Origin of the sequence: Pseudoxanthomonas sp. CF385 (assembly GCF_900104255.1) — a bacterium.
In the GTDB taxonomy this organism is placed as follows: domain Bacteria; phylum Pseudomonadota; class Gammaproteobacteria; order Xanthomonadales; family Xanthomonadaceae; genus Pseudoxanthomonas_A.
Window position 1 is genome coordinate 393,691 of the sequence record NZ_FNKZ01000001.1, and the last position, 24,874, is coordinate 418,564.

General features: G+C 69.2%; 27 protein-coding genes. 11 read left to right on the top strand and 16 right to left on the bottom strand.

Annotated features, from left to right (window positions below):
- Nucleotides 1-10 precede the first annotated feature (10 nt).
- The 5 genes from BLT45_RS01715 to BLT45_RS01730 are packed head-to-tail and all read right to left on the bottom strand — an operon-like array spanning nt 11 to nt 3,315.
- A complete protein-coding gene (locus tag BLT45_RS01715; RefSeq protein ID WP_093294348.1) occupies nt 11-1,249 on the bottom strand; it encodes a hypothetical protein in 1,239 nt (412 codons plus the stop codon).
- The gene (locus tag BLT45_RS01720) at nt 1,246-1,512 is read right to left on the bottom strand and encodes a DUF2249 domain-containing protein (protein ID WP_093294351.1); all 267 of its coding nucleotides are present in this window, start codon (nt 1,510-1,512) and stop codon (nt 1,246-1,248) included. The genes BLT45_RS01715 and BLT45_RS01720 overlap by 4 nt, the downstream gene beginning before the upstream one ends.
- Nucleotides 1,497-1,646 (bottom strand): hypothetical protein, encoded by a 150-nt coding sequence (locus tag BLT45_RS18270; RefSeq protein WP_175455692.1) that lies wholly within the window; start codon nt 1,644-1,646, stop codon nt 1,497-1,499. The genes BLT45_RS01720 and BLT45_RS18270 overlap by 16 nt, the downstream gene beginning before the upstream one ends.
- Nucleotides 1,647-1,651: 5 nt before the next feature.
- Entirely contained in the window at nt 1,652-2,053 is a 402-nt protein-coding gene (locus tag BLT45_RS01725) for a SirB2 family protein (protein ID WP_093298364.1), read from the bottom strand.
- A gap of 5 nt (nt 2,054-2,058) precedes the next feature.
- Nucleotides 2,059-3,315 carry an NnrS family protein gene (locus tag BLT45_RS01730; protein ID WP_093294354.1) on the bottom strand — a complete coding sequence of 419 codons (1,257 nt, stop codon included), beginning with the start codon at nt 3,313-3,315 and terminating at the stop codon, nt 2,059-2,061.
- A 164-nt stretch (nt 3,316-3,479) separates the two neighbouring features.
- Between BLT45_RS01730 and BLT45_RS01735 the strand changes: the two genes are divergently transcribed.
- Nucleotides 3,480-3,725, top strand: a complete 246-nt coding sequence (locus BLT45_RS01735; RefSeq protein WP_093294357.1) for a hypothetical protein — start codon at nt 3,480-3,482, stop codon at nt 3,723-3,725.
- 55 nt (nt 3,726-3,780) lie between these two features.
- Here BLT45_RS01735 and BLT45_RS01740 read toward each other — a convergent pair whose 3' ends face one another.
- From BLT45_RS01740 to BLT45_RS01790, 11 genes are all read right to left on the bottom strand, one after another.
- A complete protein-coding gene (locus BLT45_RS01740; protein WP_093294360.1) occupies nt 3,781-4,062 on the bottom strand; it encodes a hypothetical protein in 282 nt (93 codons plus the stop codon).
- Nucleotides 4,063-4,071: 9 nt separating this feature from the next.
- Entirely contained in the window at nt 4,072-4,314 is a 243-nt protein-coding gene (locus BLT45_RS01745; RefSeq protein ID WP_093294363.1) for a hypothetical protein, read from the bottom strand.
- Nucleotides 4,311-4,859, bottom strand: coding sequence for a hypothetical protein (locus BLT45_RS01750; RefSeq protein ID WP_093294366.1), 549 nt, complete (start codon nt 4,857-4,859; stop codon nt 4,311-4,313). Before BLT45_RS01750 ends, BLT45_RS01745 begins: the two co-directional genes overlap by 4 nt.
- 85 nt (nt 4,860-4,944) lie before the next feature.
- The gene (locus tag BLT45_RS01755; RefSeq protein WP_093294369.1) at nt 4,945-5,373 is read right to left on the bottom strand and encodes a DUF3592 domain-containing protein; all 429 of its coding nucleotides are present in this window, start codon (nt 5,371-5,373) and stop codon (nt 4,945-4,947) included.
- Between the two features lie 40 nt (nt 5,374-5,413).
- Nucleotides 5,414-5,710, bottom strand: coding sequence for a hypothetical protein (locus tag BLT45_RS01760; protein ID WP_093294372.1), 297 nt, complete (start codon nt 5,708-5,710; stop codon nt 5,414-5,416).
- A 27-nt stretch (nt 5,711-5,737) separates the two neighbouring features.
- Nucleotides 5,738-6,259 carry a YqhG/Tai3 family protein gene (locus BLT45_RS18275; protein WP_093294374.1) on the bottom strand — a complete coding sequence of 174 codons (522 nt, stop codon included), beginning with the start codon at nt 6,257-6,259 and terminating at the stop codon, nt 5,738-5,740.
- Between the two features lie 52 nt (nt 6,260-6,311).
- Nucleotides 6,312-6,692 carry a hypothetical protein gene (locus BLT45_RS18280; protein WP_093294377.1) on the bottom strand — a complete coding sequence of 127 codons (381 nt, stop codon included), beginning with the start codon at nt 6,690-6,692 and terminating at the stop codon, nt 6,312-6,314.
- Nucleotides 6,693-7,226: 534 nt separating this feature from the next.
- The gene (locus BLT45_RS01775) at nt 7,227-9,500 is read right to left on the bottom strand and encodes a nitric-oxide reductase large subunit (protein ID WP_093298367.1); all 2,274 of its coding nucleotides are present in this window, start codon (nt 9,498-9,500) and stop codon (nt 7,227-7,229) included.
- Nucleotides 9,501-9,706: 206 nt separating this feature from the next.
- The gene (locus BLT45_RS01780; protein ID WP_093294379.1) at nt 9,707-10,462 is read right to left on the bottom strand and encodes a helix-turn-helix domain-containing protein; all 756 of its coding nucleotides are present in this window, start codon (nt 10,460-10,462) and stop codon (nt 9,707-9,709) included.
- Between the two features lie 19 nt (nt 10,463-10,481).
- Entirely contained in the window at nt 10,482-11,879 is a 1,398-nt protein-coding gene (gene hemN, locus BLT45_RS01785) for an oxygen-independent coproporphyrinogen III oxidase (protein WP_093294382.1), read from the bottom strand.
- A gap of 93 nt (nt 11,880-11,972) precedes the next feature.
- Nucleotides 11,973-12,950, bottom strand: coding sequence for a precorrin-2 dehydrogenase/sirohydrochlorin ferrochelatase family protein (locus tag BLT45_RS01790; protein WP_093294385.1), 978 nt, complete (start codon nt 12,948-12,950; stop codon nt 11,973-11,975).
- Between the two features lie 95 nt (nt 12,951-13,045).
- Here BLT45_RS01790 and BLT45_RS01795 point away from each other — a divergent pair, with 95 nt between their 5' ends.
- From BLT45_RS01795 to BLT45_RS01840, 10 genes are all read left to right on the top strand, one after another.
- A complete protein-coding gene (locus tag BLT45_RS01795; RefSeq protein WP_175455793.1) occupies nt 13,046-13,621 on the top strand; it encodes an ANTAR domain-containing response regulator in 576 nt (191 codons plus the stop codon).
- A gap of 5 nt (nt 13,622-13,626) precedes the next feature.
- The gene (locus tag BLT45_RS01800; protein WP_093298370.1) at nt 13,627-14,691 is read left to right on the top strand and encodes a CmpA/NrtA family ABC transporter substrate-binding protein; all 1,065 of its coding nucleotides are present in this window, start codon (nt 13,627-13,629) and stop codon (nt 14,689-14,691) included.
- A gap of 409 nt (nt 14,692-15,100) precedes the next feature.
- A complete protein-coding gene (locus BLT45_RS01805; protein ID WP_175455794.1) occupies nt 15,101-16,270 on the top strand; it encodes an MFS transporter in 1,170 nt (389 codons plus the stop codon).
- An 11-nt stretch (nt 16,271-16,281) separates the two neighbouring features.
- Nucleotides 16,282-18,738: a nitrite reductase large subunit NirB gene (nirB, locus tag BLT45_RS01810; RefSeq protein ID WP_093298373.1), complete on the top strand. Its 2,457-nt coding sequence runs from the start codon at nt 16,282-16,284 to the stop codon at nt 18,736-18,738.
- 1 nt (nt 18,739) lies between these two features.
- Nucleotides 18,740-19,102 (top strand): nitrite reductase small subunit NirD, encoded by a 363-nt coding sequence (gene nirD / locus BLT45_RS01815; RefSeq protein WP_093294394.1) that lies wholly within the window; start codon nt 18,740-18,742, stop codon nt 19,100-19,102.
- Nucleotides 19,103-19,110: 8 nt separating this feature from the next.
- On the top strand, nt 19,111-21,870 hold the full coding sequence (locus tag BLT45_RS01820; protein WP_254771763.1) for a nitrate reductase: 2,760 nt from the start codon (nt 19,111-19,113) through the stop codon (nt 21,868-21,870).
- Between the two features lie 71 nt (nt 21,871-21,941).
- A complete protein-coding gene (cobA, locus tag BLT45_RS01825; protein WP_175455795.1) occupies nt 21,942-22,691 on the top strand; it encodes a uroporphyrinogen-III C-methyltransferase in 750 nt (249 codons plus the stop codon).
- 131 nt (nt 22,692-22,822) lie between these two features.
- On the top strand, nt 22,823-24,046 hold the full coding sequence (locus BLT45_RS01830; protein WP_256385818.1) for a molybdopterin molybdotransferase MoeA: 1,224 nt from the start codon (nt 22,823-22,825) through the stop codon (nt 24,044-24,046).
- The gene (locus tag BLT45_RS01835) at nt 24,043-24,603 is read left to right on the top strand and encodes a molybdenum cofactor guanylyltransferase (protein ID WP_093294405.1); all 561 of its coding nucleotides are present in this window, start codon (nt 24,043-24,045) and stop codon (nt 24,601-24,603) included. The genes BLT45_RS01830 and BLT45_RS01835 overlap by 4 nt, the downstream gene beginning before the upstream one ends.
- Before the next feature lie 98 nt (nt 24,604-24,701).
- Nucleotides 24,702-24,872 carry a periplasmic nitrate reductase, NapE protein gene (locus tag BLT45_RS01840; protein WP_093294408.1) on the top strand — a complete coding sequence of 57 codons (171 nt, stop codon included), beginning with the start codon at nt 24,702-24,704 and terminating at the stop codon, nt 24,870-24,872.
- Nucleotides 24,873-24,874 lie beyond the last annotated feature (2 nt).

Here is a 24,874-nt window from a genome sequence, read left to right on the forward strand (position 1 = left end):
CGCCGGCGCATCAGCCGGGACCGGGCGCCTGCCACGTCATCGAGAGCCGCCAGCAGCGGAGGAGCGCGTGCAGGCTCACCGCATAAGCCAGCGTCACGACGAGGCCTGCGATGCGCGCGAGCGCGGGCATCGCGACGGCGGCGACCAGCAGTCCGCCTGCGATCGCCTGGATGACGAAGGCACGCTGCTTCCGGGTTTCGTCGAACAGGCTGCCCACGCCCGGCACGCGCACGCCGCGCGGCACCCGCTGGCGCAGGGCGATCCAGGTCAGGAAGCCGGTGATCTCCATCGCCATGCCCACCACCGGCAAGGACAGGCCGACGCCGAGTACCAGCGCACCGGTGAGCATCACCGGGATGGCAGGCCACGGCGCGAGCATTCCGGCAAGGAGCAGGGCGGCGCAGCCCGCTTGCCAGAACGCACGCAGCTTCGCGTTGCGCCGGTGCGGCGCGCGTGCCTGCAGGACGAACACCGCCATCGCGAACACGACGAACGGCCACGCCGCGATACGGGCGGCCTCCGCCGCAAGAACCCCTGCGCGCGCGGCCACGACGATGCCCACGGTCAGCAGCAGCGCGATCTGCCAGGCTCGCGAGGCCGCGGCCGGCGGTGCGCGCGTGCCCTGCAGCATCGGCAGCGTCACCGCGCCCACGGCCGCGAGCAGTCCCATCGCCCAGCCGATAACGCCGAAGGCCGCGTGCATATCGACCACGCCCGGTGCCGCCGGCGCACGCCAGCCCGTGCGCGCCGCCAGCAGAAGCAGCCCCAGCAGCGCCGTCGCCAGCAACGCGAGCACGGCCATGCCGATGCCCTCGCGCACGACGCGCGCCCCGCGTCCGCGCACGACGGCCGCCAGCGCCAGCGAGGCGAAGAGTGCCAGTGATCCCCCCAGCAACAACGCAGCGGGTACTGCCAGCACATGCGACGACATCGCGAGCGTCGCCAACAGCAAGGCCAGGCCGAGGTTGAACGCGAAGTGCAGTCCCGGCACGAGGCGCATGCAAGGCAACGGACTGCCGGCGGCGACCGGGAGGAACTGCACCAGGCTGCCCAGCATCGCGTTGCCGAGCAGGCCCAGCGCGAACACGTGCACCAGCACGAGCGTCGCCGGCGTCCACCGCGACAGCAGTGCGACCTCGCCATGCCAGGCCAACCACAGGCCGGCCACGCCGCCCCATGCCAGCGCCGTGGCGAGGAAACGCATCGGCAGCGACGGCGGCGGCGCCTGCGCGAACGCCAGCCCGCTCATGCCGCCTGCGGCGGTTCCAGCGCGTGCCGGTCGGCGACGTGGCAGATCGCGATGCAGGCACTGCCTGCTTCGGCATCGCGCACGCGATAGGCGAATCCCCACTGGTCGAGGATCGGCAGCAGCGGCGCCGGAAACAACGGCGTCATCGCCACCAGTCGTTCTCCGCGCTGCAGGCCGCGCAGGCAGTCGAGGATGCGCTCCATCGGCTCCGGTGCGGCCAGGTGGCGCAGGTCCATGCGCAGCAGGGTCAGTCCATGCGCCATGCGTCGTCGCTCCTGTCGTCAACGGCGGGTGCGCACTCGAGCGACAGCCCCGCCGCATCCAGCGATTCGCGCACGCAGCAGGCGCACGGTGCGAATGCCTCGGGCAGCCGTGCGGTATCGAACACGTCGTCCATCCGGCTCAGCCCCCCAGCCACAGCCACCAACCCCGCGGATCGTGTGCCCGCGCGATGCCATACACCTGCAGGAAGCACAGCGCCGCCGCCGCCACCAGCGCGGCGCGCGCACCGCGGCCGCGTGCGGGACGGAAGGCCGCCATGCCCAGCCCGATGTACGCGACCAGGAAGGCGATCTTCACCACCAGCCAACCGTTGGCGAACAGGCCGGCCGGCAGGATCGTCAACAGCATCATCGCGCCGGTCAGCAGCACCGTGTCGATGCTGTAACTCAGGTAGCGCACCGCGGCAGCGCGTGGCCAGCGCATTCCGGCGATCAATGCGAGCGAGCGCAGCGCGAACAACGCGCCGCTGGTCATCGCGGCGCCCATATGGACCAGCTTGATGTCGGGGTAGAAGGCCATCATCGCGCTCATCCCGGCCGCCCGTCGGCGCGCGGACGCAGGTAGATCCCGCCGATCCGGCCCACCCACGGCGCCAGCGCCAGCAGCCAACCTACCGCGGCCGCGGCCTGCCACGCCATCGCGTCCGGCGCGAGGTCGGCGACGATGCGCATCACCGCGACGACCTGGATCGCGACGAAGGCGAACCATGCCACCTTCGGCATCACCAGCGGTCGCCCTGAGTGGCCCTGCGTCACCCGCGTCACCATCGCCACCAGCAAACTGCCGAAGAAGCCGATGAACATCGCGTGCATGGGCGCGCGTCCGAGCACGAAGTGATCCGTCGCGAGGAACGTCACGCTCTGCACGACATACAACAGGAAGGTGATCGGCAGCCACGCGGTGCCGATGAACAGCACGGCCAGCAGTCCCGGCATGCGGCCGCGCGGCCACCAGCGGTGCACGGCCCGGGCGGTCAGCACCAGCAGCGGCACGTCGGCCAACCACAACCACCCGTACGCGTGCACCAGCTCCAGCCCGAGGTGCATCATCAACAGCGCCCACACCGCACCCAGCCACGGCAGCGAACGCCACGGCACGTAGCCCGGCACCACGTTGCCGGCGAAGAACGGAAACATGCGGTGCGCCACCGTCACGTACACCGGCAGCAGCAGACCGAAGCCGCCGAGCTTGATGCTGGCGAACGCCCACGTCGGCGACGCGCCCAGCGCGAAGGCGATGAACATCACCAGCCCCAGCCAGCCCAGCAGCAACCCGACGAAGCACGAGCGCGCATGCCAGGTCTTCGCCGTGTCGTCGGCCAGCAGTCGGCCCAGTGTCAGCAGCGCGGTGGTCCAGCCGGCCAGCGCCATCCACAGGCCCACGGTCAGTCCCGCCTGCCAGCCTGCGACGCCGAGCAGGATCGCGAGCTGTCCGCCCATCAAGCCCAGGCCCACCGGGACGTAGTGCCAGCGTTTCAGGTCGGCCATGCCCATCCAGCGCGGGAACACGGTCAGCAGGAAACCGAAGATGAAACTCGGCAGCACCAGGTACTGCATCAGGAACGCATGCAGCCAGCCCGCGTAGATCGGCGTCTCCGGCATCGCCCACAGGCCCCAGCGCGTGGCCACCAGCCACAGCGTCCACCACAGCATCGCCAGCAGCACGTTGCCGGCGCCGACGAAGAACATCAGCCGGTGCGGCGCATGCGCGAGCCACGCGGGGGAAAGTCCTGGCGGCGATGGCGCGGCGCGGGGACGGGGCGGGGGAACGACGTCGATCTTCATGCGGCCAGCGTGCCCTTCCCGCCACGCCACCGCCTTGACGTGGGTCAGGCCGGACGCGATCCGGCGGCCCGCGGGGCCTTGATCCGGGTCAAGGCCGCCCGTGCCGCCAGCCCCTACAGTCCTCCCACCCGCGCATGCGCGCACCCACCCGCACAGGAAGCCCGATGTCCGATCACGCCCATCCCCCGACCGAGCAGCGCCAGCAGGCCATGACCGACGCGCTGCGCGCCTGGGATCCGGAAGCCGAAGTCACCCTCGAGGCCGGCACCGGCCGCCTGATGGTGATGACCACCCTGCCCACCGAGCGCGTGATCGCCATCCTCAAGGAAGCCGGCGAACATGCCGAAGCCGGCGAAGGCGAACCGCGCGGACACAAGGCCGGTCAATGCTGCGGCGGGTGTTCGCACTGATCGGCAGATGATCGGAGGCAGAGGCGAGCCGTCACCCACATCGCCTCGTACGCCCTCAGAGCTTCCTACTGATCCAGAGATAGCGGAGGCCGCAGTAGGCAGCCACGACCAAGGCGCCGACGCCCAGCGCCAGGACCATGTGGGGCAGGTAGGGCTTCAGCGTAGGCATCAACGACTCGAGCCACACACCTTTGACGTGGCGATACGCCGGCGCGGTGATCCAGCCATGCTTCGCGTTGAAATACACCAACAACGCCGCCACGCCGACCATCGAAGAGCGGACGCAGCGCCAGGCCAGCCGGTCCAGTTCTTCTTCCTTCAGTGCATTCGTCGTCATGGCGGCGCCCTATTCGCCGCGACCGTCGAGGGCAACGCGAACCAGGGTGATGCCCGCAAGCAACGCCAGCTGGGCGAGCAGCCAGGCGATCCAGCCGGCGCCCGTCGAGAAGACCACGAGCGACACCACCAACGAAAGCGCGGCCCACAGGACGGCGTGGTCACGCGCGCCATTGCGCGCCTCGATCTTCCCCGCATTGAAGTACAGGGACATGCCGACGATGCACAGGGCGACCTGGGTGTAGATGCTCACGCGCGCCCGAACTCCGCCGCGATCGGCTTTGACGCCAGCTTCCATGCGATCCAGCCGAACAGCGCGCCGAACGCGAGCGCAAAGACGACGCTCACCAGGCCCATGGCGATGAAGAACGCTCCCATATCGGGCGCGCCCTGCATCTGGGCCGCGGAAAACTGGTCCCGCATGAAGGAGAACATCGTCGCTTGCATGATCAGGCCCACCACCTGCCAAACCACGCCCAGAATCATGATCGCGATGAAGCACAGTCGCGCCCAGTTCCGGCGTTTCAGCAGTCCGATCGAACACGCCAGCATGAACAGGTTGACCAGCAGCATGGCCAGGAAGAACCACTGGACATGCTCGAACATGAAGGTGGCCATGGGCGGCAGGCTGGGCTGCCCAGGCGCGGTCTGCATGGCGTGACCGAACTCTCCGCTGCGGAAGACGGTCTGGATCATGATGTTCTGCAGGATCCCGATCAGCGCGCCGAAGCCCGACAGCGCGATGAAGATCCATGCCACTACGGTGACGAAGGTCGAGCGTTGTTTCACGTCGGACATGGCCCTTCCCCGGGCGACGAAGACGGGCCCATCATGGGGCAAGTTTCGGACGAGGCCAATCGCCGCGCGTTGCCTTGTCGGTACGTCAGGAGAGACGGATGCACGCGGCAGTCGCGAAGAAGAGCGCCGATACCAGCAGGAGCCAAGGCCACGCACCGACGTCCTCGCGCGTGAAGCCCGTGCCCGGATTCCTCGGGTCGTAGCGGACGACGGTCTCCTCGACCAACGGGGGCCTGCGCCACAGCTTGAAGCCGGAGACCTGGATCACGGCGCGATCTTCCACCGGCTTGCGGTATTCCCGCCCGTCGACGGTCCAGACCAGGACATGATCCGTGTCGCTGTTGAAGACGAACTGGCTCCGGCTGAATTCTCCGAACGACGATTGGGGCGGTAGTTCCACCACTCGCGCGGGCGCGGTAGGCCACGTTCTTGCCGCGCGCGTACGCAGGAAGTCCAGCACGGCCCACGTGCCGGTCACGCCGCCGCCAGCGAGCAACAATCCAAACATCGTCATCGTAGATATCCCAAATGGAGCACCTGCATTTCCAGGCGATTCATGGCGCCTGACGTCCAAAGAGCGTGATCCCGATGACCAACATGGCCAAGGAAACAAGGACGGTGGCCGCCAGTTCTATCAAGTCGCTGGCCTTGAGCTCACCGATATCCGCGAAACGGAAGGTAAAATCCTGCGCCTCGCCCCGACGCGCGCGACCCCTGCCCATGATTGCGTTGACACGAAAGCAGGACAGCGACATGCCACCCAGTACGAGAACGATCATGCCCGGGTGCGAATCCGCGGCGAGCATCACGCAGGTGGCGGCGACGAGCACCATCGAAATGAAGACGTTCATGCCAATTTTTTGCATACCGGGTCCAGGTTAGCTCGTTTCGCCGGCGTGCTTCGTGATGCACGAGCGTCCGATGTAGGCGCGCAGCGATTCGATCAAGCTGCCGCCCTGTTCGAATCGGATGTTCGCGATACGCCACGATTCGCCCACCTTCACCAGGACGACGGTATCCGTCCAACGCAGACTGGGGTCGTAGGCCAAGTGTGCCGAGACAAGCGCAGCGGATGTCCCTCGCGAAACCAGTGAGGTGCCCTCGATCGAGTTGGCGCCGTCCGATGAGTAGTAGTACCAAGGGTCGGCATCGATGATCCACGGCTTCACGTCGGGCGGTACAAGTTGGGTGCATGCATCCTGATAGCGATCGGTCGCGGTCAGCAGCGCATCCAACTCTTTCGACAGCAGGTGCCGGACGTTCCCGAGCATGCGCCCGTCCGTAGTGAATGGCCCATGGATCTCCCGCGTATAGAAGTCCTTGACGACGTCTTGCGGGTTCGCGGCTTCTGCGCCTTGGGCGGATGACGCCAGTGCAAGCAGCAGAATGAGCTTCTTCATGTGTCGTTCTTCCGTTCGGATCGGACGCGGCATGCGTTTGGCGGTGAAGGACTCAACGGTCCGGCGTGGGCGAGCGTGCACGGGCAAGCCCCCACAGCGACGGAGCCAGCCAGCCCAGGACGGTGAGGGCAGCGATGACCACGCCCACCACCCCATTGATGCGGAAGAACTGGAAGAAATACTGCGTCCCTTCGATGAACGTATAAGCGGCCACCAAGGCGCTCGTAACCAGACCGCAGAGCAGGACGGTCCCACCCACCCGTGTCGAAGCGATGGTGCCCATTGCATTGCGGCAGGCGAAAAAGGAGATCGGTGCGAGCGCGAAGGCGCCCGCGCTACCGGCGACCCAGCCGTGTCCGCCGCCCGACAGCAGGACGCCGGCCAGCAGCGTCAGCAGTGCTACCGCCGTCGAGATGACGAATTCCTTGGACACCCGACCAGCACTCCCCCGGCACCCCTGCCGCCCCACCCGATGTTAAAGGCGAAACACCCCACCGGCCCGGATAAATGTGAGGACATGGGGCTCCAAGCCCCATCGATCGCCCTCCGAGCGCCATGCGCAAGGCGCCGAGTCCCAACGATGGGGCTCGGCGTGTGAGGTGCCGGGCTCCCGAGGGCGATCGATGGCTCTCCGAGTGCCATCGATGGCTTTCCGAGCTCGATGTGCAAGGCGTGGAGCTTCGCGGATCGGGCTCGGAAGGTGAGGTGCTGGCTTTACGAAACCCATCGATGGCTCTCGGCGTGTGATCTGCCGGGCTCAATGTGAGAAAGATCGGGCTCGGAAAGCCATCGATGGCATGGCGGTGCCTCGCGCATGACATTCCGAGCCCCGTTCGCAGAGCTCCGAGCCTCGTCGCCGGGAGGGTCCGGTGGATGCACGAACAAAAGAGAGCCGCGTGCGCGGCTCTCGGGCTGCAACCTGCAGCAGGTGGCCCGGCCTCCCCACCCGGAGAGGCCGGTTCCAGGGTCAGGCTTCGGTCGGTTGTGCGACCGGCAGCGGCTCGCGGCGCGGGGCCAGCCACAGGCTGGCCACGAACCACACCAGCGCCAGCGCGCCCACGCTGAAGAGCGTGTCGGCCGGTACGCGCATCCACACCAGCATGTCCACGATCGGCTGCTGCATGAACTCCGCCGAACGCGCGAACCAGTACCCGTGCTCCAGCGCCGCGTTGAGCTGCAGGATGCCCAGCGGCAGCAGGGTCAGCAGCGACATGCCGGCCAGGCCGATGTTGAGCGACCAGAACGCGGTCTTCAGCAGCTTCTCGTTCCACACCACGTCCGGCTTCAGGCCGCGCAGGCAGAACAGCATCAGGCCGATGCCGAGCATGCCGTACACGCCGAACAGCGCGGTGTGGCCGTGGTTCGGCGTCAGGTTCAGGCCCTGCATGTAGTACAGCGGGAGCGGCGGGTTGATCAGGAAGCCGAACAGGCCCGCGCCCACCAGGTTCCAGAACGACACCGCGATGAAGAACTGGATCGGCCAGCGGTAGCGCTGCATCCACGGCGTGGCCTTGCCCATCTTCCAGCTGTGGTACGCCTCGAAGCCCACGTAGGCCAGCGGCACCACTTCCAGCGCCGAGAAGCTCGCACCCAGGGCGATCACCGCCGTCGGCGTGCCGGTGAAGTACAGGTGGTGCAGCGTGCCCAGCACACCGCCGGCCATGAACACGATGGTGGCGAACAGCACCGCGATGGTCGCGGTCCTGGTCTGCAGCAGGCCCAGGCGGGTGAACAGGAAGGCGATCACCGCCACCGCGAACACCTCGAAGAAGCCTTCCACCCACAGGTGCACCACCCACCAGCGCCAGTACTCGACCATCGACAGGTGCGTGTGCTCGCCCCACATCAGGCCGGCCGCGTAGAACAGGCCGATCGCCACGGTGGACAGGAACAGCAGGCTGACGATGCTGCGCGACTCGCCGCCGTTGCGGATGGCCGGCCACAGCGCGCGGCCCACCAGCACCAGCCACAGGGTCAGGCCGATGAAGAGGAACCACTGCCAGAAGCGGCCCAGGTCGACGTACTCCCAGCCCTGGTGGCCGAACCAGAAGTTGTGCTCCAGGCCGAGCTTCTGCATCACCGCGAACCACTGGCCGGTGAACGCACCGACCACGATGATGATCAGGCAGGTCCAGAGGAAATTGACGCCGAGGCGTTGGAACTTCGGCTCATGCCCGGAGATCGCCGGACCGATGTACAGGCCCATGCCCAGCCATGCGGTCGCGATCCACAGCACCGCGAGTTGGGTATGCCAGGTGCGCGTCAGCGAGTACGGCAGGATGTCGGCCAGCGCGAAGCCGTAGGCCTCCTGGCCTTCCACCTGGTAGTGCGCGGTGATCGCGCCGAGCAGGATCTGCACCACGAACAGGGCGATGACCACCCAGAAGTACTTCGCGGTGGCGCGCATCGACGGCGTGATCCTGATCTTCGCCAGCGGATCGCTCTTCGGCAGCACCGGGGCCATCTCGTCGCCGTGGTTGACCGCGTAGTGCCAGCCCAGCAAGGCGACGCCGGCGATCAGGAACAGCACGCTGAAGACCGTCCACAGGAACGCACTCGGCGGTGGCGTGTTGCCGACCAGATCGTCCGCCGGCCAGTTGGCCGTGTAGCTGATCGTCGCGCCCGGGCGCTCGGTGACCGACGACCACGCCGCCCACCAGTAGAACGCGGTCAGCTGGCGACGATGCTCGGCATCGGGCACGGTGTCGTTACGCATGGCATAGGCCTCGCGCAGGTCGCCGGTGGCGGGGTCGGCGGAGAACAGGCTCTGGTAGTGCGCGCCGACCACGCCGATCGCGTCCGCGCGATCGTTCGACAGGGTGATCGTGCCGGTCGTGGCGTCGTAAGTGTTGGGCCGCATCAACGCCTGCACGCGCGTGGCGTAGGCGGCCTGGGTGGGCGCGTCGAGCTGCTTGTAGCCCGGCACGCCGGCCTCGCGTGTCGCCCAGCCGTCCAGGATGGCCTCGGCTTCGCGGTGCAGCCAGTCCGCGCCCCAGTCGGGCGCCACGTAACCGCCATGGCCCCAGATGGAGCCCAGTTGTTGGCCACCGATGGACTGCCAGACCTGGCGGCCGGTCTCGATGTCCTGGCGGGTGAAGATCACCCGGCCGTCTTCCGCCACGACCCGCTCGGGCAGGGGCGGCGCCTGGCGATGCACTTCGCTGCCGACCCAAAGCAGGACGGCGAACGACGCAATGAGCAGGGCCGCCAACCCCACCCACAACTTGCGTGTCGAATTCATGATGCGGCTCTCCTCGGGAAACGGCCGCATCATCGGCGCGCCGGCCCGGGGGCTCCATGACGCAGGTCAAGTGGGGAGCAGAACGGACGATGTGCCCTCTGTAGGAGCCGTTGGCCGTTGTTGTGGGAGCGACGTCAGTCGCGATGGTCCACCGGTAAAGCTTCATCGCGACTGACGTCGCTCCCACACCGGCATCCCCGCCGCGATCAATCCCGCAGCACGGCCAGCGCGAGGGCTTCCAGGCGGGGCAGGTCGAGGATCTCGACGTCGCGCTGCTTGATGTGCAGCAGGCCGTCCTGTTCGAAGCGGCGCAGCACGCGGCTGACCGTTTCGGGCGCCTGGCGCAGGTAGTTGGCGATGTCGGTGCGCGCCATCGTCAGCTGGAACCGGCGTGGCGAGAAGCCGCGGGCGGCCAACCGGCGCGACAGGCCGATCAGGAACGCGGCCATGCGCTCGTCGGCGGTGTTGTCGCGGGCGAACAGCGAGGCGACGCCGATGTCGCGGCTCATCAGCTTGAACAGGTGCGCCTGCAGGTTGGGCAGGCGCGCGGCGAGCAGCGCGATCTTCGGGAACGAGAAGCGGCACAGCATGACCGTGTCCAGCGCGATGGCGTTGCACGGGTAGCGGTCGCCGTGGATGGCGTTGAGGCCGATCACCTCGCCGGGCAGGTGGAAGCCGAGTACCTGCTCGTGCCCGTTGCGGTCGATCTGGTAGGTCTTCACCGTGCCGGCGCGCACCGCGGCGATCGCACCGAACGGGTCGCCTTCGCGGAACACGTGTTCGCCGGCGCGCAGCGGGCCCACGTGTTCGACCAGCACGTGCAGGTCCATCAGCGCGCGCTTGTCCATGCCTTCGGACAGGCAGGCCTGCGAGAACGCGCAGGTGGAGCAGAAGGTCAGCGAATCGCCGTCGTCGGCGACGATGCTCGCATCGGTGCGCGGGAAGACCAGCGGCGAGGTCATGCGGACACTCCCGGAAACGTCAGACCGTGCGCGAGAAGCGAGGCGTCGAGGCTGCGGCGGTGGGCAGGTAGCGGTCGAAGCACATGGCGATGATACGCAACAGCATGCGCCCGCGCGAGGTCGCGCGCAGGCCGTCGCCGCGCAGCTCCACCAGGCCGTCGTCCTGCAGCGGGCGCAACCGCTGCAATGCGTCGGCGAAGTACGTGGTGAAGTCGATCACGTGCCGACGGCCCAGGTCGCGGTAGTCCAGCGTGCCGTGGCACATCAGCTGCTGGATGACATCGGCGCGGATCACGTCGTCTTCTTCCAGGCGCATGCCGCGCCACACCGGCAGGTGGCCCTGGTCGATCGCCTGCTCCCAGCTGCCGAGGTCGCGCGGGTTCTGGCTGAAACTGGGGCCGATGTGGCTGATGGCGCTGACCCCCAGCCCGACCAGGTCGCTCTCGGCGTGGGTGGTATAGCCCATGAAGTTGCGATGCAGGCCGCCGCGCCGCTGCGCTTCGGCCAGGCTGTCGCCGGGCAGGGCGAAGTGGTCCATGCCGATGTAGACGTAGCCGGCTTCACCGAGCTTGTCGATCGCGCATTGCAGCAGGCCGAGCTTCACCTCCGGCGAAGGCAGATCGTCGGCGTTGATGCGTTGTTGCGGGCGGAACATCGACGGCAGGTGGGCGTAGCTGTAGATCGCCAGGCGGTCCGGCCGCGCGCGCAGGGTGATGTCGAGCGTGCGCGAGAACCCGTCCAGGCTCTGCTTCGGCAGGCCGTAGATCAGGTCCACGTTGACCGACTGCAGGCCGTGCGTGCGGCAGGCGTCGATGATCGCCAGCGTCTGTTCGACGCTCTGGATGCGGTTGACCGCGCGCTGCACCTCGGGATCGAAGTCCTGCACGCCGAGGCTGGCGCGGTTGAAGCCGGCCGCGGCGAGTTCACCCACGTCGCTCGGGGAGATGAAGCGCGGATCGAGTTCGATCGAGCAGTCCAGCCGCGCGGGCGCGGCGAACGAGAAATGCCGGCGCAACACGTCCATTGCTTCGGCGATCTGCGACGGCGACAGGAAGTTGGGCGTGCCGCCGCCGAAGTGCACCTGCTCCACGTCGCGGTCGCGATCGAACAGCGAAGACACCATCGCCACCTCGCGATATAGGCGGGTCAGGTAGGCGGCGCCGCGCGCGGTATCGCGGGTGATGATGCGGTTGCAGCCGCAGTAGAAGCACGGGCTGGTGCAGAACGGGATGTGCAGGTAAAGCGAGAGCGGGCGCGGAATGGGGTCGCCGTTGCTGATCGCCGCCATGCCGCGCAGGTCGGCTTCGTCGAATCCGGGCGAGAACTGCGGCGCGGTGGGATACGAGGTGTAGCGCGGCCCCGGCGTGTCGTAACGCCGCAGCAGCTCGGGATCGAAGAGAGAGGACAGGCTGGCCATGGGAGCAGCCTAGGCGCGCGACGCGGGACTGTCCTTGACATGGGTCAACCGGGTGCGGTGCACCGTCGCAGCCTTCAGCCGCGTGAAGGCAGGCTAGACCACCCGGTGCGCCCGTCCGGTGCATTCGATCACGGCGAGCCCCGCGTCGGGCGCGTTGGCGGCGAGCGCGGCGATGGGCGAAGCATCGGACCACAGGACGACCACGTGCCGGCCATCCGCAACGGCATCGCCGAGCGCGCGGGCCGCGTCGTCCTCCCATGCGGCGAGGACCGTCCGCGCCGCATCGCGCCGGGCCAGCGCGACGATGCCTTCGTCCAGTCCGGCGTGGACCGCGACATGGTCGGCCTGGTGCATCGCGCGCAGGGCGCACAGGGTGAGCTGCGCGGCGTCATTACCGGGCACGGTGATCAACGTGAGGCTGCCGCACGCGACGCCTGTGTCGGTCGAGGCGAGCGATGCCGCCAGCGCGCGTTCCGCACCGGCGGTATCGCCCTGTCGCAGCAACGCCATGGCGTCGCCGTCGATCCGGGCGTCGTACCACCGACGGCGTTCCGCCAGGTCCGGGAAGCGGCGGCGGATCGCATCGCGGTGGCGCGCGAACAGCGCGGCCAGTGCGCCCCACGCGGGATCGAGCTCGGTCTCGAACTGCCGGCCGAGCCGCCGCGCCAGCATCGGTGCCGCGCCGGACGAGGAGATCGCGACCAGCAGGGGATCGCGGTCGACGACGACCGGGACCTGGAAGCTGGACAAGGCCGCGTCGTCCACGACGTTGACCAGTTTCTTCCGCGCCGCGGCCTCCCGAGCGAGGTGTGCGTTGAAGGCCCCGTCGTCGGTCGCGGCGACGATCAGCCAGACGTCATCCAGCCACGCGGGTTCGAACTCGCTCGGGCGATGCCGCACGCGACCGGTAGCCGACCACTGCGCGAGCGCAGGGGACAGCGCGGGCGCGCACACCTGCACGCAGGCGCCTGCGCGAAGCAGCGCCTCCACCTTGCGGGTCGCGACGTCGCCCCCACCGACGACCATCACCTCACGTTGGTTCAGGTCCGCAAACAGCGGGTAAAGCGGCATCGGCGTCCTTCCTGCGTCGGGGCTCGCGGTCGCGTTTGTTGCATGGCAACATGCGGGCGAGAGCCACGTCAAGCCAACGAGCCATCCCCACGATGTTGCGCGTCCTGCTGGTCAACGACACCGACAAGCCGATCGCGGAACTGCGCGAGGCGCTGCTGGCGCTCGGTTACGACGTGCTGCCCGAAACGGTCGGCAGGTCGGCCGGACTGTTGATGGCGGTGCAGCGGCAGCAACCGGACGTGGTCATCCTCGACGTGGATTCGCCGTCGCGCGACATGCTCGAGCAACTCGCGATGCTGAGCCGGCAGGCGCCCAAGCCGGTGGTGATGTTCGCGTCCGATGGCGACGACCGGCTGATCCGCGACGCGTTGGGTGCAGGGGTGGCGGCCTACGTCGTCGATGGCCTCGCACCGGCGCGGCTGGCGCCCATCCTGCGGGTGGCGATGGCACGCTTCGAGCAGCAGTCGCACGTACGCCAGAAGCTGGACGACCTGGAACAGCAACTGCGGGACCGCAAGGACATCGACCGTGCCAAGGGCGTGTTGATGGACAAGCGCGCCATGAACGAAGCCGAGGCCTACGCCACCCTGCGCCAGCAGGCGATGAGGCAGGGCCTCCGCCTGGCCGACGTGGCGCGCCGGATCATCGCGATGGCAGACCTGCTGGGATGACGACCATGACGACCCCGCTCCGCACCCTGGATATCGGCTTCATGCCGTTGGTCGACAGTGCGCCGCTGATCGCGGCCGCGCGCCTGGGCCTGGACCGCGCCAACGGCCTGCGCCTGCGCCTGCACCGTCAGGCTTCGTGGGCGGCGATCCGCGACCGCCTGCTGTCCGGCGAGCTGGATGCGGTGCACGCGATGGCGGCGATGGTGTACGGGGTGCAGACCGGCATCGGCGGTCCACGCGCCGACCTGGCCATCCTGATGGGGCTGAACTGCAACGGCCAGGCGATCACCCTGTCTCCGACGCTGGCCGACGCCTGCAGCGGTGATCGGCCGCTGGCGGATGTGCTGCGTGCGCTGCCGCGCAGGCCGGTGTTCGCGCAGACGTTTCCCACCGGCACGCATGCCGTGTGGCTTTATTACTGGCTCGCCGCGCAGGGCGTGGATCCCAATCACGGCATCGACGTGGTCACGCTGCCGCCGCCGCAGATGCCGGATGCGATGGCGCGCGGCGAGCTGGACGGATTCTGTGCGGGAGAGCCCTGGGGCGCGCAGGCCGAAGCCATGGGCGCGGGCCGGAGGGTGATCCGCAGCGGCCAGCTCTGGCCCGGGCATCCGGAGAAGGTGCTCGCATGCCGGCGCGAGACGGCGGCGCTGCAGCCCGAGCTCGCGCTTGCGCTGACGAAGACCGTCCTGGAAGCCTGCCGATGGCTGGACGATCCGGCGCACCATCCCGACGTCGTCGCGTGGCTGTCCGAGCCCGATGCGATCGGCGTGCCGGCAGCGTGCATCGCCGCCTGCCTGCATCCGAGCGAGGACGAACGTCCGGGTGAAGGGTTGCGCTTCCACGCGGGCGGCGACGCGAACTTCCCCTGGTTGTCCGATGGTCGCGGATTCCTGCGGCAGTTCAGACGTTGGGGCTGGCTGCCGGCCGCGCCGGCGAAGGACGACGACTGGCTGCGCGACGTGCATCGCCTGCAGACGTATCGCGAAGCGGCACGGGCACTCGGCGTGGCCGTGCCCGTGCGCGACGAGCGCGAGAGCGTCCTGTTCGACGGCGTGCGCTGGGACTAAGCGCGCACGTTGCGCACGATCATGGTGCGCGCGCGCACTTGCGGAGTGCACATGCGCCGCGCGTGACGGCATGCCGCGACGTGGAGGCCCGCGGGCGGTCGCGCTAACAGGTTGAAATCGTTCGTCATTCGCGAGGCTGCGCGCATCGCGGCGCGATTGGCACGGCGATTGCGTAGTCATCCCCGCGGGTACAACGGCGTACCCGCAAAAAAAGTGGATATCGCGTACGGGCCAACGGCGGTCCGTCCGCGCAGACAACGGCGTCTTTCCGGTGCGAATCGGAAGGCGCCTTTTTTTTTGTTCTCCGATGCAGTCGTCCACCTAGCGGCGGCCGGCCTTGCCGTCCGCACCCCACCTGGAGATGGCGTGAATGAATCGATCGTTCTGGCAGGCCGGGCATGTGCCCACGCTGTTGTCGGCCTTCCTCTATTTCGACCTCAGCTTCATGGTCTGGTATCTGCTGGGCCCGTTGCAGGTGCAGATCGCCGAAGCCCTGCGGCTGGATACCCAGCAGCGCGCGTTGATGGTCGCGGTGCCGATCCTGTGCGGTGCCGTGCTGCGACTCGTGCTGGGCATCCTGGCCGATCGCATGGGTGCCCGCCGGACGGGCCTGCTGGCCCAGGCGATCGTGATCACGGCGCTGTTGTGCGCGTGGCGGTTGGGCGTGCACGGGTTCGCCCACGTGCTGCTGCTCGGCGTGATGCTCGGCGTGGCCGGCGCGTCGTTCGCGGTCGCGCTGCCGCTGGCATCGCGCTGGTACCCGCCGGAACACCAGGGCACCGCGATGGGCATTGCCGGTGCCGGCAACTCGGGCACCGTGCTGGCCGCGCTGTTCGCGCCCGCGCTCGCGGCGGCGTTCGGTTATCAGGCCGTCTTCGGTCTGGCGTGCATTCCGCTCGTCCTGGTGCTGCTGGTGTTCGCCGCCTGTGCGAAGGAGGCGCCCGGGCAGGTGGTGCGCAAGGGCCTGGCCGACTACGGCCGCGTGCTCGTCGGCAACCGCGACGCGTGGTGGTTCATGTTCTTCTACGCGATCACCTTCGGCGGTTTCGCGGGCTTCGCCAGCGCGCTGCCCGGCTACTTCCACGATGAATTCGGTTTCGGGCCCAAGGCCGCGGGGTGGGCGACCGCGGCCTGCGTCCTGGCCGGCTCGGCGATGCGTCCGCTCGGGGGTGTGATCGCCGACCGCATCGGCGGCACGCGCACGCTGCACGCCGTCTATCTGTCGGTCGCCCTGCTGGTGGCCGTCGCGGGCATCGGCGCCGGCGGTCCCGTCGTGGCCGTGGTGGTGTTCGTACTGACATTGCTGTGCCTGGGTGCCGGAAACGGTGCGGTCTTCCAACTGGTGCCGCAGCGATTCGGCACCGACATCGGAGTGATGACCGGCCTGATCGGCATGGCCGGCGGCGTGGGCGGCTTCCTGCTCGCGGCCGGCCTGGGCGTCCTGAAGCAACAGACCGGCGGCTATGGCGTCGGGCTCTGGGCCTTCGCCTACATCGCCCTGCTCGCGTGGGGCCTGCTGCGTGGCGTCACCCGCCAGTGGCGCAACCAGTGGGCGGCGCTCGGCGCCGCGCGCGTCTGAGGAGCACGACGATGAAGAAGCCACGGCTGGTGGTGGTGGGCAACGGCATGGCCGGCATCCGCACGCTCGAGGAGCTGCTGAAGCTGGTGCCGGACATGTACGACATCACCGTGTTCGGTGCCGAGCCGCACCCCAACTACAACCGCATCCTGCTCTCGCCGGTGCTCGCGGGTGAGCAGGACTTCGACGACATCGTGCTCAATCCGCTGTCGTGGTACGCCGACCACGGCATCCGCCTGCACCTGGGCAAGGAGGTGGTGAAGATCGACCGCGTACGCCGTTGCGTGGTCGCGGCCGACGGCACGGAAGCCGAATACGACCGTCTGCTGCTCGCGACCGGCTCGCTGCCCTTCATCCTGCCGGTGCCCGGCAAGGACCTCAGGGGCGTTATCGGCTATCGCGACATCCACGACACGCAGGCCATGATCGATGCCGCGAAGGTGAAGCGGCATGCCGTGGTGATCGGCGGCGGCCTGCTCGGCCTGGAGGCGGCCAATGGATTGAAGTCGCGCGGCATGGATGTGACCGTCGTCCACCTGGCCGGCTGGCTGCTGGAGCGCCAGCTCGATCCGGTGGCGGGCGCCCTGCTGGAGAACTCGCTGAGGGCGCGCGGCCTGCAGTTCCGGCTGAACACCTCGACGACCGAAATCGTCGGCAATCCCGACGGCGACGTCGTCGCTGTCCGTTTCTCCGACGGCGGGGAGGTGCCCGCCGACCTGGTGGTGATGGCGGCGGGCATCCGCCCCAACACGGTGCTGGCGCAGGCGGCAGGCATCCACTGCAATCGCGGCATCGTGGTCAACGACACCCTGCAGACGTTCGATCCCCGCGTCTACGCCGTGGGCGAATGCGCGAGCCATCGTGGCATCGCATACGGACTGGTGGCCCCGCTGTTCGAGCAGGCGAAGATCTGCGCCAACCACCTGGCGACCTACGGCATCGGCATCTACAAGGGGTCGGCCGTGTCGACCAAGCTCAAGGTCACCGGCATCGACCTGTTCTCGGCCGGCGACTTCATGGGCGGAGACGGCGCCGAGGAGATCGTGCTGTCGGATCCGGCGGGCGGGCTGTACAAGCGCCTCGTGATCCGCGACGACACGCTGGTGGGCGCATGCCTCTACGGCGATACCGGCGACGGCGCGTGGTACTTCAAGCTGATCAAGGATGGCACCGGCATCGGCGATCGCCGGGACCAGCTGGTGTTCGGCGAGAAGGCATTGGGCGATGCCGGCATCGCAGGCCAGGACCGTGCGGCCAGCATGGCCGACGGCGACGAGGTCTGCGGGTGCAACGGCGTGTGCAAGGGCGTCATCGTCAAGGCGGTGCGCGAGCAGGGCCTGTTCACCGTCGACGAGGTGAAGAAGCGGACCAAGGCGGCCAGCTCGTGCGGTTCGTGCACGGGCCTGGTGGAACAGATCCTGATGAACTGCCTGGGCTCCTCCTTCCAGGAAACGCCGAAGACCAAGGCGGTCTGCGGCTGCACCGACCTGAGCCACGGCGACGTGCGGCAGGCGGTTCGCGAACACCGGCTGGTGAGCCACGCCCAGGCCTATGCGTTCATGGGCTGGCGCTCGCCGAACGGCTGCGCCACCTGCCGGCCGGCGGTCAACTACTACATGCTGTCGACGTGGCCGCGGGAGGCGGTGGACGATCCGCAGAGCCGTTTCATCAACGAGCGCGCGCACGCCAACATCCAGAAGGACGGCACGTTCTCGGTAGTGCCGCAGATGAAGGGCGGCGTGACCAATCCGTCCGAGCTGCGGCGCATCGCCGACGTCGCCGACAAGTTCGCGATCCCGATGGTCAAGGTCACCGGCGGCCAGCGCATCGATCTGCTCGGGGTGAAGAAGGAAGACCTGGTGGAGGTGTGGAAGGACCTCGGCATGAAGTCGGGCCACGCCTACGGCAAGTCGATACGCACGGTGAAGACCTGCGTGGGCAGCGAGTTCTGCCGCTTCGGTACCCAGAACAGCACGCAGATGGGCATCGACTTGGAGACGATGCTGGCCAACATGTGGAGCCCGCACAAGGTGAAGCTGGCGGTGTCCGGCTGCCCGCGCAACTGCGCCGAATCGGGCATCAAGGACGTGGGCATCATCGCCGTGGATTCGGGGTGGGAGATCCACGTGGGCGGCAACGGCGGGATCAAGACCGAGGTCGCGCGTTTCCTGGTGAAGGTGAGGACGGCCGATGAGGTGAAGGAATACACGGGCGCCTTCCTGCAGCTGTATCGCGAACAGGCGTACTACCTCGACCGCACCGTGCACTACCTCGACCGGGTGGGCCTGGACTACGTGAAGCAGCAGGTGGTCGAGGATGCCGGCAACCGCCGCGCGCTGTTCGAGCGCCTGCTGTACGCGCTGGAAGGGCTGCCCGACCCGTGGGCCGCGCGCATCGCCGGCACGCAGGCGCGCGAGTACGCGCCGCTGCGCATGGACCGGCGCATCGCCGCCCAGGTGGAGGACTGACATGGATACCGTGGCTTCGTGGGTGCCGGTGTGTCCGCTGGACGACATCCCGCTGCTGGGCGCGCGCGTGCTGGCGCGCGACGGGCTGGACGATATCGCGCTGTTCCGACCGGCCGAAGATCGCGTGTTCGCGCTCGCCGACCGCTGCCCGCACAAGGGCGGGCCGCTGTCGCAGGGCATCGTGGCCGGCGACACCGTCGCCTGTCCCCTGCATGGCTGGCAGATCGCGCTGGGCGACGGGCAGGCCTGCGCGCCGGACGTGGGGTGCGCGCGTCGCTTCGATGTCGAACTGCGCGAGGGCATCGTCTGGCTGGCGCTGCCCTCGCCGCCGCAGGACGCCGGCGCCGTGGCGGTGTCGTCCTGATGGATGGCATGGGCGCCTCCGCGGCTGCAGCACGACGGTCGACGCGTTCGACCTGCTGCTACTGCGGGGTCGGCTGCGGCGTGCTGGTCGAGACGCAGCACGACGCCGACGGCGAGCGCATCGTCGGCGTGGAAGGCGACCCGGCGCATCCGGCCAACCTCGGCCGCCTGTGCAGCAAGGGCCGCGCGCTGGCCGAAAGCGCCCGCGGACTGCAGGGTCGCGCGCTGGCGCCCGAGCTGCGTCGCCGTCGCGACGAGCCGCGACGTACGGTCGACTGGGGCGTGGCCCTGGACACGGTCGCCGACCGCCTGGCCGACATCGTCGCGCGGCACGGTCCGGACAGCGTGGCGTTCTATCTGTCCGGCCAGCTGCTGACCGAGGACTACTACGTCTTCAACAAACTGGCGAAGGGGCTGATCGGCACCAACAACATCGACACCAATTCGCGCCTGTGCATGTCCAGCGCGGTGACGGCCTACAAGCTGGCGTTCGGCGCCGACGGCCCGCCGACCTGCTACGACGATCTGGAGTACGCGAAGACCGTGCTGTTCGCCGGCAGCAACACGGCCTACGCGCACCCCGTGCTGTACCGGCGACTGGAAGACGCGCGCGCGCGCGACCCGGAGGTGCGATGGATCGTGGTGGATCCGCGCCGTACCGACACCGCCGCGATGGCGGACCTGCACCTGGCGATCCAGCCGGGCACCGACGTGGCGCTGTTCAACGGGATGCTGCACCACCTGGTGTGGGAGGGATGCATCGATGCGGCGTTCATCGACACGCACACCACCGGTTTCGAAGAACTCAAGCGGTCGTTGCGCGACTACACGCCGCGCATGGCCGCCGACATCTGCGGGATTCCGGTCGCCGACCTGATCACCGCGGCCGAGTGGTTCGGCCGCAGCCCGGCGGCGCTGTCGCTGTACTGCATGGGCCTCAACCAGTCGGCGCACGGCACCGACAAGAACCTCGCGCTGATCCAGTTGCATCTGGCCACGCGACAGATAGGCCGGCGCGGTGCCGGGCCGTTCTCGCTGACCGGCCAGCCCAATGCGATGGGCGGGCGCGAAGTCGGCGGCATGGCGACGATGCTCGCCGCGCATCGCGAGATCGCCAGCGACCACGATCGCGCGGAACTGGAAGCCTTGTGGCGCCTGCAGACCGGCCGCCTGTCCGAGCGACCGGGCCTGGCGGCCGTGGAGCTGTTCGAGGCGCTGCGCAACGGTACCGTCAAGGCGGTGTGGATCGCCTGCACGAACCCCGTGCATTCCATGCCCGACATCGGACGGGTCCGCGAAGCGCTGCAGCGTGCGGAGTACGTCATCGTGCAGGACGCATTCCGCGACACCGACACCGTGCCGTTCGCCGACGTGCTGCTGCCGGCGGCGACGTGGGGCGAGAAAGAGGGCACGGTGACGAACTCCGAGCGTCGCGTGTCGCGCGTCCGCGCGGCGGTGGCGCCGCCCGCGCAGGCGAGGACGGATTTCTGGATCGCCCGCGAGGTCGCACGCCGGCTGGAGGCGCGGCTCGCGTCGCCGGGCGCACCGGCGCTCTTCGACTTCGACGATGCGCGCGCGGCGTTCGAGGAGCACCGCCGACTCACCGTCGGGCGCGATCTCGATATCGGCGGCATCGACTACGCACGCCTGGACGCCGACGGGCCGCAGCAGTGGCCGTTCCCGGCCGGCGCGACGCAGGGCCAGGCGCGGCGCTATGAAGAGGGTCGCTTTGCGACACCGGACGGACGCGCCCGTTTCCATCCCACGCCTTACCGCCCGGTGGCGGAACCGACGTCGGCGCGTTTTCCCCTGCGCCTGCTGACCGGCCGCCTGCGCGACCAGTGGCACGGCATGTCGCGTACCGGTCGCGTACCGGCGCTGTTCGCGCATGCGCCGGACCCCGCGCTGCGCATGCATCCCGACGACGCTGCGCGACGCGGCCTGTCCGCGGGCGAGTTGGTGCGGGTGGCCAGCAAACGCGGCGAACTGGTATTGCCGCTGGAGCTGTCCGACGAAGTGGGCTCGGGCACGGTGTTCGCGGCGATGCACTGGAACGCGCAGTTCCTGTCCAGCGGCGGCATCAACGAGATCAGCCTGCCCGCGGTCGATGCCCGCTCGCGGCAACCCGAGCTCAAGCACGCGGCCGTCCGCGTGGACCGGGCGACATTCGGCTGGCATGTGTTGGCCGCGCGCCGCGGCGATGCATCGGCGATGCGCACCGCCGCGCAGCCGTTGCTGGCCGCGTGCGGCTACGCATCGCTCAGCCTGCGGCTCGAAGCGGGCGCGCCCGAGGGCGTGGCCTGGCTGGTGTTGCGCGCGGCCTGTGCGGCGGCCCCCGCGCAAGACTGGCTGGCGGCGCTGGATGCCGCGCTCGATCTGGGCGGCGGCGCGGACACGCTGGAATACCGCGATGCGCACCGCGGGCTGTTGCGTCGGGTGGCGTGGCGCGCGCACGCATCGGCGGACTTCATCGACGGCCTGCAGTGGATCGACCTGCAGCCGTCGCCGCAGGCCGCGTCGCTGCTGTCGACGGCGTTGGCGGGGCAGGCGTGGCCAGGGTCGCGCCTGTCGGCGTTCGCCGGCACGTCGTGGCGTGCGGCCGATCCCGTCGTTTGCGTATGCCGGCAGGTCGGCGAAGCCGCGATCCGGGCGCGCGTGCAGGCCGGCGCCGATGTGGCGGCGCTGCAGCGAGATCTCGGCTGCGGAACGGTCTGCGGTTCCTGCCTGCCGCAACTCCATCGCCTGGCCGGTGTTCCGGCGCGGGCCTGACATCGATCATGACGAAACCCTTGAGGACAACGATGCATGCCGACTCCCTCCCTGCACGCGCGCCGGCCGACGTGGTGCTGCTGTCTGCCGGCCCCGGCGACCTGGACCTGCTGACGTTGAAGGCGGTCAAGGCGCTGGCTGCGGCGGACGTGTTGTTGCTGGACGAACTGGTCGACCCGCTGATCGCCACGCTGGCACCTTCCGCGCGGGTCGTGCGCGTCGGCAAGCGTGCCGGATGCCGCTCCACGCCCCAGTCCTTTATCTGCCGCTTGACGAGACGCTATGCCCTGCAGGGCTTGAACGTCGTGCGGGTGAAAGGGGGCGACGCGCTGATGTTCGGGCGCGCCGGCGAAGAGATCGCGTTCCTGCGCGCGGCGGGGATCGGCGTGCGCATCATCAATGGCGTCAGCGCTGCATTCGCGGCCGCCGCCGCGCTCGGCATCTCGCTGACCCATCGCGAGCACTGCCATGGCGTCACCTTCGTCACCGCGCACACGCACGATCATGGGGAGCCGGATTGGGGAGCGCTGGCACGCACCGGCACCACCCTGGCCATCTACATGGGCATGTCGCGGCTTGCATCGCTGGCCGCAGGCCTGCTGCCGCACCTGCCTGCCGCCACGCCCGTGGCCATCGTGCAGGGCGCCAGCCGCGCCGGCGAACACTGCCGTCTGACCACGTTGCGCGCCTTGCGCGATGCGTCATCGCAGACCACGACAGACGCGCCCGGCGTCATCCTGGTAGGGGCGGCCATCGCCGATGCGCGGGTGTGCGAACGCGGGGCGGAGCTCGGGACGACGATGTGGGCCGTCGGCGGCTGAGCCGCACCGTCCCGTTGGCAACTGCGTGGCGCGGGCACTAGGCTGTCGGCTTCGCGCCGCCCGTCCTTATCGGTGGTGCACCGCGCAGGCGGCACGGACAGGGAGGCGGGGTGATCGGGTATCACGAGGCGGTGGCACGGATGACGGACGGCGCTGCGCTGCGTGGCACGCAGACGGTCGCGTCCGGCGACGCGCTCGGCCGCGTGCTGGCGGCAGCGGTCGTCAGCGACATCGCCCTGCCGCCGTTCGACAACGCCGCCGTGGATGGCGTCGCCCTGGCGACCGGCGGCGTGCCGGTGTCGGCCGCGCAGGCGTGGGAGATCGGTGCGCGCATCGGCGCCGGCGAGCCAGCGCCGCAGGACGATGCGTCGGCGTGGGAGATCATGACCGGCGCGCCGTTGCCGGCGCGTGCCGACACGGTGGTCCCGGTGGAGCGCATCGATGCGCTGCCCGCTTCCGCGTCAGGCGTCTCGCGCATCCGCGTGCAGGGCGAGGTGGTGCCGGGCGCGAACATCCGTCGACGCGGCGAGGACGTAAAACCGGGGCAATGCGTGCTGCCGGTCGGCCATCTGCTCGATGCCGGCGCGCTGATGCTGGTGGCCGGGCTGGGCATCGACCGCCTTGAAGTGGCACGGCGTCCGCGCGTGGCGGTGCTGGCGACGGGCCGCGAGATCGTCGCGGCGGGCGCGCCGCTGCCGCCGGACGGCATCCACGATGCGACCTCGCCCTGGCTCGCGCTCGCCGTGGCGGCGTCGGGCGCGGAGGCGGTCCGCACTACCCGCGTGGGCGACGACGTGGCCGCGTTCCAGGCGGCGCTGGATGCCGCGCTCGCCGACGGCGCAGACCTGGTGCTCAGCACCGGCGCGGTGTCGAAGGGCTGCTACGACTTCGTGCCCGGCGCACTCGAGGCACGCGGTGCCGACCTCCTGTTCCACGGTGTGGCGATACGACCGGGCAAGCCGGTGCTGGCGGCGCGCCTGCGCGAGGGACCGGTGTTCGTCGGTCTGCCGGGCAATCCGCTGTCGACGGCGGTAGGGTTCCGCTTCCTGGTCGAGCCGCTGCTGCGCGCCTGGTTGGGCCTGCCGCCGGAAACGCCACGCTGGCTGCCGCTGGCCGACGACTGCCGCACGCGTGCCGGCCTGCACGCCGCCTTCCACGGCACGCTGCACTGCGATGACCAGGGTCGACTTCGTGCTCACGTCGCGCAGGCGCAGGCCTCGTTCCGCCTGTTCCCGTTCTCGCGGGCGTCCGCATGGATCACGCTGCCTGCCGAGGCCGGTGATGTGGCCGCCGGCACGTCCGTGCAGGTGCATGGCCTGAGCCATCTGCAGCCGCCCGGCTGGACGCCGGCATGACCCCGCCTTCATCGACCTGGCGCGCGGTGCTGCTCGCGGGCGGACGCTCGTCGCGGATGGGCACCGACAAGGCGGCGCTGCCGTGGGGCGACGGCACGCTGCTGACCCACATGCACGCATTGCTGAGGGCGGCGGGCGCGGACGAGGTGATCGTCAGCGGGGATCGTCCCGAGGTCGGCGGCGTGCCCGACGCAACGCCCGACACCGGCCCGATGGGTGCGCTGGCACAACTCGCGCCACGCCTGGGCGACGGTGCGTGGATCGTGGTGCCGGTGGACATGCCGTTGCTGTCCGTCGACCTGCTGCAGGCACTGCTCGTCGCCGGTGCTCCTTGCGCCTGCGTGGACGGCCACGCCTTGCCGATGGCGCTGCGCATGGACGTCCCCATGCGCGCGGTGATCGAAGAGATCGGTCGCCGGTCCGGTCGCGAGCGCTCGCTGCGTGCGCTGCATCAGCACGTGGAGACGCAGAGGCTGCCGCCCGCGCGCTGGACGCAGGCGTTGCGCAACTGCAACACGCCGGAAGACTGGAGCGCGCTCCAGCGTCCGACATCCTGAGCGTCCTGCCGATGACAGGCGCCGGGGCGGTCACATGAATGTGATAGCCTGCGGCCGCAGCATCGTCGCACCCAGTACCCAACCGCAAGGTAGGCATCATGGAGCAGAGCGAAGGAACAGCCGTTGCGAGCAAGCAGCAGGAGCGTCTGGCGTTCCTGCTACTGACCGTGGTCATCTTCCCGTTGATGGCCGTGCTGATCGTCGCCGGCTACGGCTTCCTCGTGTGGATGTGGCAACTGGTGTTCGCCGGCCCGCCGACCGGTCCGTGAGC

What these genes read in the sequence shown, in the direction of transcription:
- BLT45_RS01725 (WP_093298364.1), bottom strand. Translation starts at nt 2,053, where the DNA reads ATGATGGCCTTCTACCCCGACATCAAGCTGGTCCATATGGGCGCCGCG.
- BLT45_RS01720 (WP_093294351.1), bottom strand. Translation starts at nt 1,512, where the DNA reads ATGGCGCATGGACTGACCCTGCTGCGCATGGACCTGCGCCACCTGGCC.
- BLT45_RS18275 (WP_093294374.1), bottom strand. Translation starts at nt 6,259, where the DNA reads ATGAAGAAGCTCATTCTGCTGCTTGCACTGGCGTCATCCGCCCAAGGC.
- BLT45_RS01715 (WP_093294348.1), bottom strand. Translation starts at nt 1,249, where the DNA reads ATGAGCGGGCTGGCGTTCGCGCAGGCGCCGCCGCCGTCGCTGCCGATG.
- BLT45_RS01820 (WP_254771763.1), top strand. Translation starts at nt 19,111, where the DNA reads ATGGGCGCCTCCGCGGCTGCAGCACGACGGTCGACGCGTTCGACCTGC.
- BLT45_RS01840 (WP_093294408.1), top strand. Translation starts at nt 24,702, where the DNA reads ATGGAGCAGAGCGAAGGAACAGCCGTTGCGAGCAAGCAGCAGGAGCGT.
- BLT45_RS01740 (WP_093294360.1), bottom strand. Translation starts at nt 4,062, where the DNA reads ATGACGACGAATGCACTGAAGGAAGAAGAACTGGACCGGCTGGCCTGG.
- BLT45_RS01790 (WP_093294385.1), bottom strand. Translation starts at nt 12,950, where the DNA reads ATGCCGCTTTACCCGCTGTTTGCGGACCTGAACCAACGTGAGGTGATG.
- BLT45_RS01735 (WP_093294357.1), top strand. Translation starts at nt 3,480, where the DNA reads ATGTCCGATCACGCCCATCCCCCGACCGAGCAGCGCCAGCAGGCCATG.
- BLT45_RS01755 (WP_093294369.1), bottom strand. Translation starts at nt 5,373, where the DNA reads ATGACGATGTTTGGATTGTTGCTCGCTGGCGGCGGCGTGACCGGCACG.
- BLT45_RS18270 (WP_175455692.1), bottom strand. Translation starts at nt 1,646, where the DNA reads ATGGACGACGTGTTCGATACCGCACGGCTGCCCGAGGCATTCGCACCG.
- nirD (WP_093294394.1), top strand. Translation starts at nt 18,740, where the DNA reads ATGGATACCGTGGCTTCGTGGGTGCCGGTGTGTCCGCTGGACGACATC.
- BLT45_RS01800 (WP_093298370.1), top strand. Translation starts at nt 13,627, where the DNA reads ATGACGACCCCGCTCCGCACCCTGGATATCGGCTTCATGCCGTTGGTC.
- BLT45_RS01730 (WP_093294354.1), bottom strand. Translation starts at nt 3,315, where the DNA reads ATGAAGATCGACGTCGTTCCCCCGCCCCGTCCCCGCGCCGCGCCATCG.
- BLT45_RS01750 (WP_093294366.1), bottom strand. Translation starts at nt 4,859, where the DNA reads ATGTCCGACGTGAAACAACGCTCGACCTTCGTCACCGTAGTGGCATGG.
- BLT45_RS01835 (WP_093294405.1), top strand. Translation starts at nt 24,043, where the DNA reads ATGACCCCGCCTTCATCGACCTGGCGCGCGGTGCTGCTCGCGGGCGGA.
- hemN (WP_093294382.1), bottom strand. Translation starts at nt 11,879, where the DNA reads ATGGCCAGCCTGTCCTCTCTCTTCGATCCCGAGCTGCTGCGGCGTTAC.
- nirB (WP_093298373.1), top strand. Translation starts at nt 16,282, where the DNA reads ATGAAGAAGCCACGGCTGGTGGTGGTGGGCAACGGCATGGCCGGCATC.
- BLT45_RS01780 (WP_093294379.1), bottom strand. Translation starts at nt 10,462, where the DNA reads ATGACCTCGCCGCTGGTCTTCCCGCGCACCGATGCGAGCATCGTCGCC.
- BLT45_RS01775 (WP_093298367.1), bottom strand. Translation starts at nt 9,500, where the DNA reads ATGAATTCGACACGCAAGTTGTGGGTGGGGTTGGCGGCCCTGCTCATT.
- BLT45_RS01760 (WP_093294372.1), bottom strand. Translation starts at nt 5,710, where the DNA reads ATGAACGTCTTCATTTCGATGGTGCTCGTCGCCGCCACCTGCGTGATG.